Annotated in this window: 16 protein-coding genes; 9 read left to right on the top strand and 7 right to left on the bottom strand. The window is 48.4% G+C overall.

Going from position 1 to position 14981, the window contains the following annotated elements; all coding sequences use genetic code 11:
• Positions 1-387 precede the first annotated feature (387 nt).
• Positions 388-1671 (top strand): hypothetical protein, encoded by a 1284-nt coding sequence (locus KME11_19420; protein MBW4517380.1) that lies wholly within the window; start codon positions 388-390, stop codon positions 1669-1671.
• Here KME11_19420 and KME11_19425 read toward each other — a convergent pair.
• From KME11_19425 to hemL, 3 genes are all read right to left on the bottom strand, one after another.
• The gene (locus KME11_19425) at positions 1652-2956 is read right to left on the bottom strand and encodes an HD domain-containing protein (GenBank protein ID MBW4517381.1); all 1305 of its coding nucleotides are present in this window, start codon (positions 2954-2956) and stop codon (positions 1652-1654) included. The two genes, KME11_19420 and KME11_19425, sit on opposite strands and share 20 nt — an antisense overlap.
• Positions 2946-4217, bottom strand: a complete 1272-nt coding sequence (locus tag KME11_19430) for a PDZ domain-containing protein (protein ID MBW4517382.1) — start codon at positions 4215-4217, stop codon at positions 2946-2948. The genes KME11_19425 and KME11_19430 overlap by 11 nt, the downstream gene beginning before the upstream one ends.
• A gap of 83 nt (positions 4218-4300) precedes the next feature.
• Positions 4301-5599: a glutamate-1-semialdehyde 2,1-aminomutase gene (hemL, locus tag KME11_19435; GenBank protein ID MBW4517383.1), complete on the bottom strand. Its 1299-nt coding sequence runs from the start codon at positions 5597-5599 to the stop codon at positions 4301-4303.
• A 198-nt stretch (positions 5600-5797) separates the two neighbouring features.
• On the opposite strand from hemL, the gene KME11_19440 reads away from it, so the two are divergent.
• The 6 genes from KME11_19440 to KME11_19465 all read left to right on the top strand — a co-directional run bounded on the left by KME11_19440 (position 5798) and on the right by KME11_19465 (position 9935).
• Positions 5798-6655, top strand: coding sequence for a zinc metallopeptidase (locus tag KME11_19440; GenBank protein MBW4517384.1), 858 nt, complete (start codon positions 5798-5800; stop codon positions 6653-6655).
• A gap of 45 nt (positions 6656-6700) precedes the next feature.
• Positions 6701-7342 carry a bifunctional phosphoribosyl-AMP cyclohydrolase/phosphoribosyl-ATP diphosphatase HisIE gene (locus KME11_19445; protein MBW4517385.1) on the top strand — a complete coding sequence of 214 codons (642 nt, stop codon included), beginning with the start codon at positions 6701-6703 and terminating at the stop codon, positions 7340-7342.
• 32 nt (positions 7343-7374) lie between these two features.
• Positions 7375-7956, top strand: coding sequence for a hypothetical protein (locus KME11_19450; GenBank protein ID MBW4517386.1), 582 nt, complete (start codon positions 7375-7377; stop codon positions 7954-7956).
• A 113-nt stretch (positions 7957-8069) separates the two neighbouring features.
• The gene (locus tag KME11_19455; GenBank protein ID MBW4517387.1) at positions 8070-8315 is read left to right on the top strand and encodes a hypothetical protein; all 246 of its coding nucleotides are present in this window, start codon (positions 8070-8072) and stop codon (positions 8313-8315) included.
• Complete coding sequence (locus KME11_19460) at positions 8305-8682, top strand: type II toxin-antitoxin system RelE/ParE family toxin (protein MBW4517388.1); 378 nt, start codon at positions 8305-8307, stop codon at positions 8680-8682. The genes KME11_19455 and KME11_19460 overlap by 11 nt, the downstream gene beginning before the upstream one ends.
• A 554-nt stretch (positions 8683-9236) precedes the next feature.
• Positions 9237-9935, top strand: a complete 699-nt coding sequence (locus tag KME11_19465; GenBank protein MBW4517389.1) for a hypothetical protein — start codon at positions 9237-9239, stop codon at positions 9933-9935.
• Positions 9936-9956: 21 nt separating this feature from the next.
• On the opposite strand, the gene KME11_19470 is transcribed toward KME11_19465, so the two are convergent.
• The 4 genes from KME11_19470 to bchL all read right to left on the bottom strand — a co-directional run bounded on the left by KME11_19470 (position 9957) and on the right by bchL (position 13188).
• Positions 9957-10157 carry a type II toxin-antitoxin system VapB family antitoxin gene (locus KME11_19470; protein ID MBW4517390.1) on the bottom strand — a complete coding sequence of 67 codons (201 nt, stop codon included), beginning with the start codon at positions 10155-10157 and terminating at the stop codon, positions 9957-9959.
• A 145-nt stretch (positions 10158-10302) separates the two neighbouring features.
• On the bottom strand, positions 10303-11709 hold the full coding sequence (locus KME11_19475) for a ferredoxin:protochlorophyllide reductase (ATP-dependent) subunit N (protein ID MBW4517391.1): 1407 nt from the start codon (positions 11707-11709) through the stop codon (positions 10303-10305).
• 91 nt (positions 11710-11800) lie between these two features.
• Complete coding sequence (locus tag KME11_19480) at positions 11801-12256, bottom strand: DUF5331 domain-containing protein (protein MBW4517392.1); 456 nt, start codon at positions 12254-12256, stop codon at positions 11801-11803.
• A 71-nt stretch (positions 12257-12327) separates the two neighbouring features.
• Positions 12328-13188: a ferredoxin:protochlorophyllide reductase (ATP-dependent) iron-sulfur ATP-binding protein gene (bchL, locus tag KME11_19485; protein MBW4517393.1), complete on the bottom strand. Its 861-nt coding sequence runs from the start codon at positions 13186-13188 to the stop codon at positions 12328-12330.
• Positions 13189-13795: 607 nt separating this feature from the next.
• Between bchL and KME11_19490 the strand changes: the two genes are divergently transcribed.
• Both KME11_19490 and KME11_19495 read left to right on the top strand, forming a co-directional pair.
• A complete protein-coding gene (locus tag KME11_19490; GenBank protein ID MBW4517394.1) occupies positions 13796-14263 on the top strand; it encodes a transcriptional repressor in 468 nt (155 codons plus the stop codon).
• 92 nt (positions 14264-14355) lie between these two features.
• Positions 14356-14889, top strand: a complete 534-nt coding sequence (locus tag KME11_19495; protein ID MBW4517395.1) for a hypothetical protein — start codon at positions 14356-14358, stop codon at positions 14887-14889.
• The last annotated feature ends 92 nt before the right edge of the window (positions 14890-14981 follow it).

A 14981-nucleotide genomic window follows, 5' to 3' on the forward strand; every position in this document is an offset into this window, starting at 1 on the left:
AGTAAATTTTCAGAAAAACAGATGTCGATACATAAGTCCTTAACACAAACTGTGCGTAATGTTTCTTAGGCGTAATCTGCAATCAGAATGTTTTCGGCTTCACATATCACCTTAATTAAAAAACCGTGGCATGGGTATCACTGATGTTTAGGTAATGTTCAGACTAATCGCTAACATTTCCTGAATAAAGTAAAACTGGCGCCAAGTTTCCACTGTAGAAGCTTGAGCTAAACTACGCCTCTCCATTAGTAATCCGGTTCTAACCGGATATGAGTTTGAATGATGAGATTTCACGTCAGTTAAAACAACTGACGTAGATCCAAGCTGGTTTTTCATCGGGCTTTCCCGTTTCCTGTCATTTATTGCTGATTTTTGGATACATAACTTATGGCATCTTCGACTGACATTTTTAGATTGACTAGCGCTGAGCAAAATCAAGCATCCTTTCTCCTAATTTCTCCTGACTCACCCACCGACTCAACCCAGGGGCTTTCAATTACCTTTGATTTTTATTCCTATGGAGGGACTGGCGGCGACGGACTCAGCTTCTTTGTGCTAGATGGTGCTGTAGGCACCATTACAAAGGCAGGAGGTTTTGGTGGATCGTTAGGCTATGCCAACCGCACCGATGATGGGGTTGAAATTCCGGGTATCGCAGGAGCGTACGTTGGAATTGGGTTTGATGAGTTTGGCAACTACTCCAACCCCACCGAAGGACGAGTAGGCGGAGGGTTGCTAGGCAAGGATTCGATCGCCATTCGTGGTGGTTTTAATGCCGACCCGTTGCAAAGCTACAAGTATTTAACAGGTGCTACAGGGCTTCCTAGCATTGATAACCCTATCCCTGATGACCTTAACCGCGACAACGCCAAACGGTCGGCAAGGATTGATCTAACGGCGGCTGGGTTGCTATCCGTGAAGGTTGATTTCAATAAAGATGGTGACTTTGACGATGCAGGCGAAACCAATGCAACCCTTCAAAACGTCGATGTTAGAGCCGCTAATGGTGGTTTGCCGAGCACTCTACGGTTTGGATTTGCAGCCGCTACGGGGAGTCAGACCAATATTCACGAAGTAGGCAACTTTAAAGCTACAAACTCAAGCGGGGTTCCGTTTGTAGTTAACCCTACCCAAATCATAGGTGGAGGTACAGGCAACAGCACGGATACTCTGATCGGCGGCGGTGGCAATGACCAGATTATTGGCGGCGGTGGTTCTGATGTTTTGACGGGTAATAAGGGGGGCGATCGCTTCCTTTACTCAGGCGCAACTCGGCTGGCAGCGCTGAGCCAATCGACCTTAAAATCCCGCGATCGCATCACCGATTTCAACTTCAACGAGGGCGATCGTATCCAGCTTGATTTTGATAGCCAGTTGCTCACTTCCGATCGTCCTAAAGGCTTCTTTAACGCAGGTAATGAGAAGGGCACGCTGAAAAAAGCTGCAAAAGCCGCCTACGCTGATAAGAACTTTACAAAGCGGGGCAATCAAAAGTTAAAACCAGGCGAAGCTGTCCTGTTTACTCAAGGGAGCCGCACCTACATCTCCGTTAACGATGATAAAGCCGCCTTCTCTCCCGGTCGTGATTTTCTGGTAGATGTGACCAACATCAACCTCAAAGCAGGCGATGCGGGCTTAGGAGTCCTTAGAGTTAACAACTACTTTGTTTAGATTCTGAATTGCCCACTGCACCCCGATTCGTCGGCAAGTGTAGCGTTAGGTCAACCTCACGGGGATACAGCAACCAAGTGCGTTGCCAAGGCTCCGTGAGGGTTTTGACTAAAGGCGAAAGCTGACTAATTTCTTGTAGTCCCCGCTCTGTTTGAAGTTTAATGCCTCGCTGATAAAGGGTGTAGCCCCGGCTGAGAGCAGTTCGCAACCCCGTATAGTATTGCGGTAAGAAGCCGATTTGTTCTAGATCTTGCTGAACCGTTTCTAAGAGCAATGCCTGCTGATTCTTGTCAAGTTGCGTGATGTCTGTAGATTTTAGTAAATCTCGATCGATAAAACGACGACATAAATCCGCCAAAATCGGATCGCCGTGGTGCTGCCAGCGCTGCAAATGGTAGGTAAAAACGCCGTCATCGGCATTGAGATACTGAGCCAGCGGGATTCGATCGCAATCTTGCTGAAGCCAAGCTGTCACTGTGTCATCGGCATCATTAGCTTGTAACTTCCCGATCGCCATTAAATCTTTTGCCCGCTGAAACGCTTGCTGCAAACCCCAAGCTGCCGCGATGTTTTTGGGATGGTTGTAGATTTGGGCGTACATGAAGTATCGAACAATCAAATAATGCTCGATCGCCGCTAATCCTTTTCCGGCAACCACAAGCTGCTGACTGACGGGATCGTAGCCCAGCGCCATAAGAATGCGATCGAGGTCTAGCTTGCCGTAGGAAGCACCTGTAGAGTGACTATCGCGCATTAAATAATCCAGGCGATCGCAATCTAACTGACTAGTCACTAACTGCCACACCAACGGAACGGGGTGGCACTTGTGGTAAACCAAGATCATCTGCTCAATCAAACCTGGATCGAACTCATGCAGCAGGTTATGCACCGGAGCAGACTCATGAATGATTCGCTCTGTCCAATGCTCATGATGACTGCCAAATACCTCCTCGCAGGTGTGACTGAAGGGGCCATGCCCGACATCATGCAGCAGCGCAGCACAAAGCACCGTCGGACGATGGACTTGAAGTTGAGAATAATCCTGGGTAATGCGATCGAAAGCCCGTCGCGCGATCGCCATTACTCCTAGCGAGTGGGTAAACCGCGAAGACTCAGCGCCATGAAACGTTAGACTTGCTGCACCCAGTTGGCGGACTCGTCGCAATCGTTGAAAGGCGGGCGTATCAATGAGCTTAATCAGCAGAGCTTCTGTTCGATCATTGCCGTTCAACGCGATCGCCCCGTGCAACGGATCATGATAAGTTCGCCCTGCGTTAGGCTGCACCTGCTGTCACTCCTGCAATGACGGATGCCTGGTGGGTCAACAGTTCTACCGCTGCCTGATACTGGCGATCGGCATCAGTGCTAATTTGATCACGGGTAATTGGCTCCAACTCGACCGTCACATCAGGGACAATGCCCAGTTTGTTAATGTCATGGTGTTTGGGCGTTTCATATTTAGCGATCGTGACTGCTAACCCAGAACCGTCCGACAGATTGAACAGCGATTGAATGAGTCCTTTCCCAAACGTTTTTTCGCCCACCAGCTTAGCTCGATCGTTATCTTGCAATGCTCCTGCCAAAATTTCGCTGGCACTCGCGGTTCCCTGATTCACCAGCAGCACCAACGGATCATCGGTGAGCGCCTGCCCAGATGCGGTAAAGCTATCCTGGATGCCGTTACGATTGACGGTGTAAACGACCGTTCCCTTCGCCAACCACAGCCGCGCAATCTCAATTCCCGATTGCAGCAAGCCACCCGGATTGCTCCGCAAATCTAGAATGTAGGCATTAGCTCCCTTGCCTTCCATGCGGCGAATAGCATTGGCAAGCTCGGCAGTGGCGTTGGCGTTGAATTGGTTGAGTCGAATGTAGCCAATGTTAATGTCTTGCTCTTGGGGGCGGAGATCAGCGTAAACCGGGTTGAGGCTGATGCGATCGCGCGTCAAAATGACCTCTTTAACCTGTACCTCTTCTTTCCCTTCAACCCCCTGATCACCAGCTACCGTTAGCGTCACCTGACTTCCCGCAGGGCCTCGCATTCGTTCTGCGGCTTCATCTAGAGAAAGCTTGACGGCGGGCACACCGTTAATTTTGAGAATACGATCGCGTGGTTTAATACCTGCTCGCTCTGCCGGAGAACCTTCGATCGGCGAAATGACTCGCAGTTCGCCTGTGGGGTTGTCTTGGGTGATTTGTAGCCCCACGCCCGTTAGCTCCCCTGACGTGTTGGTTTGCAGGCTGCGATATTGATCTGGCTTCAGCAGGCGCGTAAAGGGATCATCTAACGTCGCCAACATTTTTTGAATAGCACTGTAGGTAGCATCACGGCTATCTAGTGGTTTCTCCAAAGACTTTTGGCGCACCAGCCACCAGTTCTGATGATTAAAACTGTCGTCTACATAAGCGCGATCGACAATTTTCCAAACCTCACTCAGCAACCGCTGTTCTTCTGTAAAAGCAGAAGCCGCAGGGGTAAACCCAACCATCGTCAGGACGACTAATAGCGACAGCAATAACCCAACTGACAAAATCCATTTTCTCATGCAATACATCTTATCTTGCTCCCCTTTGCTTTAGGTAGGAAAGGGGAGTAGAAAATGCTTCTCCTGGCTATAGTTCAGAGAGTCTATAGCTCAGTCATCACTTCACGGGCAGCAGTTAGGGTGCGATCGATATCCTCGTCGGTATGTGCCAAAGACATAAATCCTGCTTCAAACTGTGAAGGAGCTAGATAAACTCCATGCTCTAACATGCCCCGATGAAAGCGCCCAAACTTCGCTAAGTCGCATTTTTTAGCATCTTCGTAGTTATGAACTGGGCCTTCGGTGAAGAAGAAGCCGAACATGCCGCTAATGTGTCCACCACAAGCAGCATGTCCTGTTTCTTTCGCCACTTCCAACATTCCGGTTGCCAGTTTTTTGGTAATGCGATCGAGTTGTTCATAGCTACCCGGACGTTGCAGCAGTTCTAGGGTTTTAATGCCAGCCGTCATGGCTAAGGGATTACCCGACAAGGTTCCTGCCTGGTACATCGGGCCAGCCGGAGCCACCATCGACATAATTTCACGCTTGCCGCCATATGCGCCTACGGGCAGCCCACCGCCAATCACCTTACCCATTGTGGTTAGGTCAGGAGTAATGCCAAATTTCTCCTGCGCTCCACCGTAGGCAATGCGGAAGCCCGTCATCACTTCATCAAAGACCAGCAATGCGCCATTGTCTTTGGTTAATTCTCGTAGCCCTTCTAAAAATCCGGCATCGGGGGGAATGAATCCAGCATTGCCCACCACGGGTTCAAGAATGATCCCGCAGATTTGACCAGGATTTTCGGCAAAAAGGGCTTTGACGGCTTCCAAATCGTTGTAGGGTGCAGTCAGCGTGTCGGCAGTTGTGGATTTGGGTACGCCAGGAGAATCCGGTAGCCCCAGAGTAGCAACGCCAGAACCCGCTTTGACCAGGAACATATCAGCGTGTCCGTGGTAGCAACCCTCAAACTTAATGACTTTATCGCGTCCAGTATACGCGCGCATCAATCGCAAAACCGCCATGCAGGCTTCAGTCCCAGAATTGACAAAGCGAACCATTTCGACACTAGGGACGGCATCAATGACCATTTCAGCCAGGACATTTTCCAAATAACAAGGAGCGCCAAAGCTGGTGCCTTTGTCGAGGGCATCTCTGAGGGCTGCCAAAACTTCGGGGTGTGCGTGTCCACAGATGGCGGGGCCCCAAGTGCCGATGTAATCAATGTACTGGTTGCCATCTACGTCCCAGATGTAAGAACCTTTAACGCGATCGAACACAATCGGCTGCCCGCCCACAGACTTAAAGGCTCTTACAGGAGAGTTAACGCCGCCCGGCATGAGTTTTTGAGCGGCTGCAAAAATTTCTTCTGACTTTGTAGTTTTAAGGGTAGTAGTAACCAAAACACTCTTCTCCTAACGCTTTCAATGAACCTCTAGGGGTATAGAGGCAAGACTCAACACAGGTCAACCTTCTTATCCTAATTCTCTGCAAGCCCCACAGTTGCCTCTCTTGAAAATCTCTTGTCAAAATCTCTTGATTGTGTCAAAGAATTTTGCACCTTATGATGCTGAGGAGGGTTTTTACAGGGGAGAAAGGCAATGAAATGGCGTAATATGCGACGCAGTTCTAATGTACAAGATGTGCGGGGTGGAAGGCGATCGCCCGTGCGAGCAGCGGGGGGTGTAGGCATTGGTGGAGTAGTTTTAGCACTTCTAGCCAGCTTAATTTTCGGCGTTGATCCAGGCACAGTCTTGAGTGGACTGGAGGGGGGCAATATTGCACCGCCTGCTCAAATTCAAGAAGCCCCCATTAACGATCGCGACTCTGATTTTGTTAGAGCAGTGTTAGGCGATACAGAAGATGTTTGGTCGCAAGTTTTCCGAAAGCAGGTGGGTGCGGAGTACCAACCCCCTAAGCTGGTGTTGTTCAATGGCTCTGTTGATTCGGCTTGCGGATTTGCAGAAGCAGCGACGGGGCCTTTCTACTGCCCTCGTGACCAAAAAGTTTATTTAGACATGAGTTTCTTTCAGCAAGTGCAAGCGACTGCCGGAGAAGATGCCGACTTTGCCCGGTCTTATGCGATCGCCCATGAAGTGGGTCACCATATTCAGACCATCCTGGGCGTTACTGACCAAGTGCGCCAACTGCAAAGCCGCTCTAATGAGGCAACGAGCAATGATCTTTCAGTGCGTCAAGAATTACAAGCCGATTGTTTTGCCGGGGTTTGGGGTAGCTCTACGGCTCAACGAGGTCTCATTAACGACCAGGCAATTAAGGGAGCGCTGGATACCGCCGCACAGATTGGCGATGACTATCAGCAGCGACGAGCACGAGGCTATGTAGTGCCAGAATCTTTTACCCACGGGTCTTCAGAGCAGCGAATGAATTGGTTTTCACGCGGACTTAAGACGGGAGATATAAAACAATGTGATACGTTCAACAACCGTAACATTTGAGGACGGGGGCGGTAGGATGGAAAACTGACGTGCAATTTCACTCCTATGGCTCCTTTCTCATTTCAATCGGCAATTCCAGTTGACCAAATCTGCTACAACGAGCAAGGATTGGTGCCTGCGATCGTCCAAGATTATTTGGATGGTACGGTGTTGATGATGGCGTGGATGAATCGGGAATCGTTGGCAAAGACTATGGAAACCGGGCAAACCTGGTTCTGGAGCCGATCGCGCGCTGAGTGTTGGAATAAAGGATCGACATCAGGACATCTGCAACAGGTGAAGTCTCTTCGCTATGACTGTGATAGTGATGCACTGCTGGTGACGGTAGAGCAAATTGGCGATGTTGCTTGCCATACTGGGGAGCGAAGCTGTTTTCATCAAGTAGAAGGTTCAGTGCAAGCGCCGCCTGCGGATACGTTGTCACAAGTGTTTGAAGTCATTTGCGATCGCCGCGACCATCCTAATTCTGAGTCCTATACCTGCAAGCTATTGGCGGGGGGCGACAACAAAATTCTTAAAAAAATTGGCGAAGAGTCGGCAGAAGTCGTGATGGCATTTAAAGATGATGAAGCAGAGGCGATCGCGGGGGAAGTTGCCGATTTGTTCTATCACACGTTAGTTGCCCTGGCACACCACAAAGTTGACATCCGATCGGTTTATCGAAAGTTGCAAGAACGTCGTCGTTAAAATAAGATTCTTTAAGGAAGGGGTTTTGACTGATGGCAAAGAAAAAGAAAAACAACCTGAAGTGGATTAAAGAAACCCTCGAACTCACTCCTGATCACCGCTGGGAGGCGACGAATCCTGGCTACCAAATTTTCGTAGCGGGTCGTGGAGCCGTGCGCATGGACGTACCCCAGGGCTGGATTTTTGAACCCGACGAAAAATCTTTTCGGTTTCTCAACGCCGATCCGCCCAATGACGACTGCCGCCTGGAGGTTTCCTTCAACCTGCTGCCGCCTGGCGAATGGGATCTGTTTCCGCTCAAATCGACTCTCAAAAGCATTATGGAGAAAGATGAGCGCAACGTGACGGAGTGGGGCGAAGTGATCACGGTCAAGCGGCAAACGGCGCGAATTGTGTGGATGGAAATTAAGTTTATTGATGATCAGGAAGAAGAGCGAGATGCTTACTCCCGGACTTGCATTGGCATTGGTTCAAACGTGCAGTGTTTGATCACGATGGATTTTTGGGCAGATCAAGCCGAGCAGTTTACACCTGTGTGGGATGCCGTGATGCGATCGCTTACCCTAGGCTTATTCATCCGTGATCCTAGAACAGGCTTGGCATTCCCGGATTAATAAACCTTTAACAATTGACAGAACGTATCGCCCTTCCACATGGCTTTACTCCACTGTTGATTTAGCAATGTCGATTGAGTGACAGAAAGAATGTTCTAGATAATCAGCGCATTATGAAAGCGATCGAAACCACTGCTAGTATCAACGATCTGGGTCAACTGATCCTTGACGATCCACTTGCCCCCACCAAACTCCGCCGCGTCCGAGTCATCGTCCTTATCCCTGAGGAAGACGAACCTGATCCCGACGAAACTCCTGACAAAATCATTCTCGAAGGTATTCATCAAGGCTTACACGAAGCTTTCACTGGACAAACCATTCCTCTCTCACAAATGTGGAATGGAATTGATGCAGACTGATCCACCTTCTATTCAAATTGACCTAACTCCTCGCTTCCAACGTGATCTCCGTGACCTCGCTAAGCGATATCGTCGGGTTCGTTCTGATCTTCAACCTCTGATCGAGCAGCTTCAAGCAGGTGAACTCCCTGGCGATCGCATCTCTGGAGTAACCTACACGGTCTTCAAAGTCCGGCTTAAGAATAGCAATGTTCAAAAAGGTAAAAGTGGAGGCTATCGGGTTATCTACTACATCAAAGCTGATGACAGAATTATTCTTGCTACTATCTACTCCAAGTCCGATTTTGCTGATGTAGCTGCTGAGGTCATTGAAAATGCGATCGCCCAGTACGAGCAGCAAACTCAACTTCCTGACAATATCTCATGACTAATTCTCCTATTAGCGCAATCGCTCACCCTCGGCTTATTCATCCGCAACCCCAGAACAGGATTGGCTTTTCCAGATTAACTACTGACAAGCTAGTGCCGAAAAACTATCTCCTTGGGAAGACTATTGTGTAAGTGTTAGCGATCAGAGTAGTTCTATTTAGAAATACTGAAAACTTGCACTTTATCGTAGGATTCTAAAATTTGGAAATCTAATTTATGCCTGGTAACAATCATAAGCCCTGGTGTTCGTGTGGTTGGTGCTGTAAAGAGCGTGGGCAGAAAAATATTCTTGGTATTAGTAACTCTTATAATTCCATTCCAACTCCGAAAATTCTTACGACTACTCAACTGGGTAAATCACGAACTTACCCTACTGAATGTCCATGGCGGTGTGGTGAAACCGTTTATTATCATACTAATGGCAATGGGGATACTGTCTACCTTGACTGGTTAGGATCTCCTTGGGAAATTCATGGCTGCTTCGAGAGGTACTGGCAACAAGAGCAAGAACGTAGGAAACTTCTTGGATCACTCTCTGAGTATCAACACATTATGACTCGTGGTGTTGACGAGAGAAAAAACCGTGAAAGATTGCTACATGGTGCTATTGATAGCATTGAAGGTGCAGTAACGGAAGAGACTATAGCAAGCAGTATGGGACTTCGTGGCAAAAGTGAACTAAGAAAGTATTACGGTGAGCTATATCAGCCTATAGAGTTCAGTAAAGATGATTGGGACAAAGAAGTATATCGTGCGATCAATAAGGGTGAGGATTTACAATTCGATCTTACATTGGGCTTCCGTGATGCTATTTTCGGGTGTGAAAAGACTATAAGAATTCAACATTTGGAAGTTAGCTCGAACAGTAATGTTGTGCCAACTATTAAGACTTTAAGAGTCAATGTTCCTGTTGGAGTTGATTCCGGAACACGTTTGCGGGTAGTCGGAGAAGGAGATGTCAGTAGGAGTAATGGTGACCCAGGAGATTTATATATCTGTCTCACAGTGTTGTTAACAGAAGAAGGATTTAGACGTGAGGGCACTAATATTTTCTCTGAACTGATAATTACCACAGAGGAAGCATCACAAGGCGCGAAAGTTGATGTGCTTACAATTCATGGAGAAGAAAAGCTCCGACTCCCTAAACAAACTAGCAACGGTAAATGCTTTGTGTTGAAAGGGCGGGGTGTACGAAAACTTGCTTCTCCTACTGAAAGAGGAGATCACATTGTGCAAGTTAAGTTTAAGTAGCTAAAGTATCTACAATCACGTTCATTGGATCTGACGTTGGGCTTTGTAGGCGTAAGTGTCGTCATAGTCGATCGTTCCAAATACATCCAGGATCTTGAGGCGTTGGTGACGCTGGATATATTCGCGCAAGGCAGTCTCAACAATAGTTTCTAGGTTGGCGTGATTGTCGATCGCCATCAATTCCTGAATCAGGGTTTCGTCAAGGTTCAGTGATCGGAGCATAGTCGATCGGGATATTGGAACTCTTTTATTGTGCCACGTTCAGACGAGATCAAGGTTTAGCGCGATCGCCCCTCCCAAAAAACAAGGATGCATCCCGCCATGAATCTAGACGAAATGCACCCTTCTACACTTTCTATACGCGACTCTAAATCTTCGCTTCTTCCTTCACCAATTTATCCCAACCCAAATCTTTCAGGGAGTTGTTGCGGCGGAGCGGACGAGTCACCAATTCCAAAATGTCACGAGCGTTCGTAAACCCGTGAATTTGGGCAAAGGTGAACTCTACCGACCATTTGGTATTAATACCGCGCGCCTCTAAGGGGTTAGCGTGCGCCATGCCCGTAATCACCAAATCAGGATGGATGTCGTTAATCCGCTGAAGCTGGTTGTAGTTATCGGGTTTTTCTACAATGCGGGGGAGCGGTACACCCATTTCCTCGCAGGTTTTGGTCAGCAGTTCTAGCTCTGCGCCCTGGTAGCGCTTGTCCATGTAAGGAATACCAATTTCGGGCACTGTCATGCCGCACCGAACGAGGAAACGAGCCAGGGAAATTTCCAGCAGGTTATCGCCCATGAAAAAGACCGACTTGCCCCGAATCAGTTGCAGGTAGTCTTCCATGCCCTCCCAAATTTGCTGTTCCCGTTCATCCAAACCCTTGGGTTCGATGTTGAACACTGAACAAATTTTTTCAATCCAGGCGCGGGTGCCGTCAGGACCAATCGGGAACGGTGCGCCAATGAGTTTGCACTTGCGGCGACGCATGAGCGTGGTGGCAGTACGCGAGAGGAAGGGGTTAACGCCGATGACGTAGGTGCCTTCTTCAATAACGGGTAGCTCGGTGAAGCGACGGGCAGGCAGCCAACCCGAAACCTTAATGCCCTGCTTCTTCAGTTCTAAGGTAAGCTGCGTGACCACAGGGTCGGGCAGAGAGCCAAACAGGACTAGCGGCGGATGTTTGACGTATTCCGATTCTTCGGTTTTGATGTCTTCTTGCTTGCGCCCAAAGTTAAGTAAGCGCGTTAAGCTATTGCGTTCCTCTTTTTCTGATTCAGCGATCGGGGATTTGTCGGGGCAGCGGTGTGCCATTGCCGCCAGCACGGTGTCTTCGCCTTGGGTGAAGGCGTAGTCCAAACCGTTGGCACGGGCGACAACAATGGGAATACCAATCTCGGCTTCGAGGCGGGGCGCTAAACCTTCCAAGTCCATTTTGATGATTTCGGTGGTGCAGGTGCCAATCCAGACAATGACGCTGGGGTTGCGATCGCGCTTAATCTGGTCACACAGTCGCTTTAGCTCGGCATAATCGTTCAACTGCGCTGAAATATCGCCTTCTTCTAGTTCTGCCATTGCGTACCGGGGTTCAGCGAAAATCATCACGCCCATGGCGTTCTGTAGAAAGTAGCCGCAGGTTTTGGTGCCAATGACTAAGAAGAAGCTATCTTCAATTTTTTGGTAAAGCCAAGCGACGCAGCTAATGGGGCAGAAGGTATGGTAGTTGCCCGTTTCGCATTCAAAGTTAAGGGCTGGGGCTTCGGTGTTAGCCAGGGTCATGGGTTAGGTTCCTCTCTCTTAAGATTTGAAGGGGGGATTTGAATGGGGAGTTAGATACAGGTGGGGCGATCGGGTGAATGGTGCAGGGGATTCAGTCTCGGCGTTGGTAACGGCGGTTTTTAGGATAATAGTCGTCTGCGTAGGGCAAGGCAGCAGAAGTTTCTGCTTTTTTCTGTTTCTCAGGCTGTTTCTTTTCGGGCAGTGCTTTTTCATGGGGCTTTTCGGGCAAAGCCGCCGCGCTGGGCGGTAGCATCTTGACCGAATTTTCTGCCTCTGCGATTTCCTTCAAGGCTTGGTCTGGGTTGAAGTTTAGCCCTAGTGCCAGAACAATCCGATCAGGGTTGCTGCTGAGATCGACAATTAATGGCAAAATCTCGTGCAGCTTCGGTTCCAAAATTGCCAGCGTTGCCAAGATAAAACTGGATGAAGGACGGCGATCGCCCTCACAAGTCACCCAAATCCCTAGGCGGTTGATCCAGGCTCGATTACTCCGGTAGTAATCGAGCCACAGTGTTTTTAACGATGCTCGCAGATGCTCAGTATTCACAATTTTTAGAGGGATGAATAAATCGTGCAGCTACTACTCATAACCCAAAACCCACCTCTCAAAAAAATTTTCTAGACCATCATCAAGTCAGCTTCTTCTGAGCGAGTTTGAACCGGTGCCGGGTTGAGGTAGAAGTCCGACAGCAGGCTAAACAGTTCTCGATCCTGGACATCGTTCGGCACAACCCCTTCAGGACGCGCCAAGATTTGGTCAGCAATGTTGAGGTAGTAATCGCAAACATAGTTGAGCGAGGGATCGTTTTCTGCCATCTCAAACAACGTTTTGCCTTTAACCCGTGACACTCGAATATCTTCAATCAAGGGCAAAATTTCCAGCACAGGCATGGGCACAGAGTCAATATACTTATCAATCAAATCTCGCTTGCTGGTGCGGTTGCCAATTAATCCTGCCAAGCGCAGCGGATGAGTCCGAGCCTTTTCGCGCACTGATGCAGCAATGCGGTTAGCAGCAAACAGCGCATCAAAACCGTTATCGGTCACAATCATGCAGTAGTCGGCGTAGTTGAGGGGTGCAGCAAAGCCACCACACACCACGTCGCCCAAGACATCAAACAAAATCACATCGTATTCATCAAATGCATTCAATTCTTTGAGCAACTTGACGGTTTCGCCCACCACGTAGCCACCACAGCCTGCGCCTGCTGGAGGGCCGCCTGCCTCAACGCAATCGACACCGCCATAGCCCTTGTAAATGACATCTTCGGGCCAAACATCTTCGTAGTGGTAGTCCTTTTCTTGAAGCGTGTCGATGATGGTGGGAATCAAGAAGCCCGTCAGCGTAAAGGTGCTGTCGTGCTTGGGGTCGCAACCAATTTGCAATACTTTTTTGCCCCGTTTTGCCAGAGCAACCGAAATATTACAGCTTGTCGTGGACTTACCAATGCCACCTTTTCCATAAACTGCGAGTTTCATCTTCGGTATCTCCTAATAAAGCCTGAAATGAGCTAAGCCTGAAATGAGCCGCCGTCGATCGCCTAACGACAAGTCACTGAAGGCATTATTGACGAACTTTGGCTGGAAGGGAAGGGGTCAAGAGAATGACTTGGGTCGAAAAACAGACCTGTAGAGAGAATAACTTAGAAAAATAGCTATCAAACCTCAAATACTCTTCTAAAAGCTTAAAAAGACAACTTATCATCTTTATCGTTACTACTTCATGTAAATCAGAACAAAAAGCAAATTATTTACTTTCTTTGTTCAAACTCGGTTTTATCGATCGATCGCATGGAGTAAGGCGTAAATTACTCCTTTATGGCGACTGATTTAGGACAATAGATTTGCCACGGCTTCACCAAGCCTCTAATTCAGAAGGGGCGGCGTTAGCTAAAAACAGGTTTATTACAAATAATGATTTTTTGAATAATTCGTAACTCAGTGCCCTGGTTCTGAAATAATTTCTGAAATTATTTGTGTAAGTATCAGTATGTCAGGCTCGCCAGAGCGTAAACACACTGATAGTTTTCCAAGTTAAAGTGGTAGTGAGTTTGTTTTAATGGTTTTTGAAGAACAGGCGGTGGGAATGCAAGCTGAGATTTCTGGAAAAAAACCAATTCGTTCTCTAGAGGATGCATTGGATCACTGTCAATGTTTAGGAATGCGGCTGAGTAAGCAACGCCGCTTTGTTTTAGAGCTACTGTGGCAGGCACAAGAGCATCTTTCTGCCCGCGAAATTTACAATCGCCTCAACCAGCAGGGCAAAGATATTGGGCACACATCAGTTTATCAAAACTTGGAGGCGCTGTCGGCACAGGGCGTAATTGAATGTGTAGAGCGATCGGATGGTCGGCTGTACGGCAATATTAGTGATCCCCACAGTCACGTCAACTGTCTAGACACGCATCAGATCATGGATGTGCACGTAGAGCTACCCCAAGAAGTCATTCAACTGATTGAGCAACAGACTGGAGTCAAGGTTAGCTACTACACCATTGACTTTTTCGGCTATCGATCGCCCGAAGCCTCAGAGAGTCACTCTACAAAGACTTAAGCTCAACTTCAAAAAGTGAATAATCCAGCCTGTCGAAATCCCTGACTTCTGTGAAGCTAGGGATTTTTTAAGTCAATTTTATTGAGCAATTTTTGTTCCAGTTTCCAGATTTATGGCTAAGCTGTCTAGCCAATGCCTTGAATGTAGACAGGAATCTTCGTGATGCAGCAGTTAACCCTTTCCCTCAAACCGTTAAACGTCCAACGGCAACCTCACGAGGTTCTCATGCTCGGAACTCACAATTCGGAACTCACGATAATGACCTGAAGGGAGCCGTCGCCCTTGCAAGACAAGTTCCTTCATCTAGCCCTGCCTATACTGAAGCCCAGACCGCGATCGCCCATTGGCAAGCCCAGTGGCAGAAAGGCGAAGCAGCAATTAAAATTGCTCGGAAAGCGATACAGCAAAAAAACTGGACTCAAGCTTCTCAGCAAATGGGGGTGCTAGGCGAACTAGAACCTGTCTACTGGCGGTTGCAACGGGCAGATAAGCTATCGCGGCAAATTCTCAATGGCAAGCAAGTCCAGCAAGCTCTCCTAAAGGAACAAAAATTGGAAGCACAAAAAGTAGCGCAGAGTGGGCAGTCTCATGAAGGAGATGGCGCGATCGGCGCGATCGCTGAATAGGCTGCTGAACCCAGTGAATCCCTAAGTGGATCAACGCTACCTTTCCCAGAAGATTCACAGCAGGATTCATATCCCGTTGAGGTAAAATCCCT

It is taken from the genome of Timaviella obliquedivisa GSE-PSE-MK23-08B (genome assembly GCA_019358855.1).
Lineage (GTDB): Bacteria > Cyanobacteriota > Cyanobacteriia > Elainellales > Elainellaceae > Timaviella > Timaviella obliquedivisa.

Coding starts and splice junctions, on each gene's coding strand:
- KME11_19420 (MBW4517380.1), top strand. CDS start 388: ATGGCATCTTCGACTGACATTTTTAGATTGACTAGCGCTGAGCAAAAT.
- KME11_19430 (MBW4517382.1), bottom strand. CDS start 4,217: ATGAGAAAATGGATTTTGTCAGTTGGGTTATTGCTGTCGCTATTAGTC.
- KME11_19440 (MBW4517384.1), top strand. CDS start 5,798: ATGAAATGGCGTAATATGCGACGCAGTTCTAATGTACAAGATGTGCGG.
- KME11_19445 (MBW4517385.1), top strand. CDS start 6,701: ATGGCTCCTTTCTCATTTCAATCGGCAATTCCAGTTGACCAAATCTGC.
- KME11_19450 (MBW4517386.1), top strand. CDS start 7,375: ATGGCAAAGAAAAAGAAAAACAACCTGAAGTGGATTAAAGAAACCCTC.
- KME11_19455 (MBW4517387.1), top strand. CDS start 8,070: ATGAAAGCGATCGAAACCACTGCTAGTATCAACGATCTGGGTCAACTG.
- KME11_19460 (MBW4517388.1), top strand. CDS start 8,305: ATGCAGACTGATCCACCTTCTATTCAAATTGACCTAACTCCTCGCTTC.
- KME11_19465 (MBW4517389.1), top strand. CDS start 9,237: ATGACTCGTGGTGTTGACGAGAGAAAAAACCGTGAAAGATTGCTACAT.
- KME11_19470 (MBW4517390.1), bottom strand. CDS start 10,157: ATGCTCCGATCACTGAACCTTGACGAAACCCTGATTCAGGAATTGATG.
- KME11_19475 (MBW4517391.1), bottom strand. CDS start 11,709: ATGACCCTGGCTAACACCGAAGCCCCAGCCCTTAACTTTGAATGCGAA.
- bchL (MBW4517393.1), bottom strand. CDS start 13,188: ATGAAACTCGCAGTTTATGGAAAAGGTGGCATTGGTAAGTCCACGACA.
- KME11_19490 (MBW4517394.1), top strand. CDS start 13,796: ATGCAAGCTGAGATTTCTGGAAAAAAACCAATTCGTTCTCTAGAGGAT.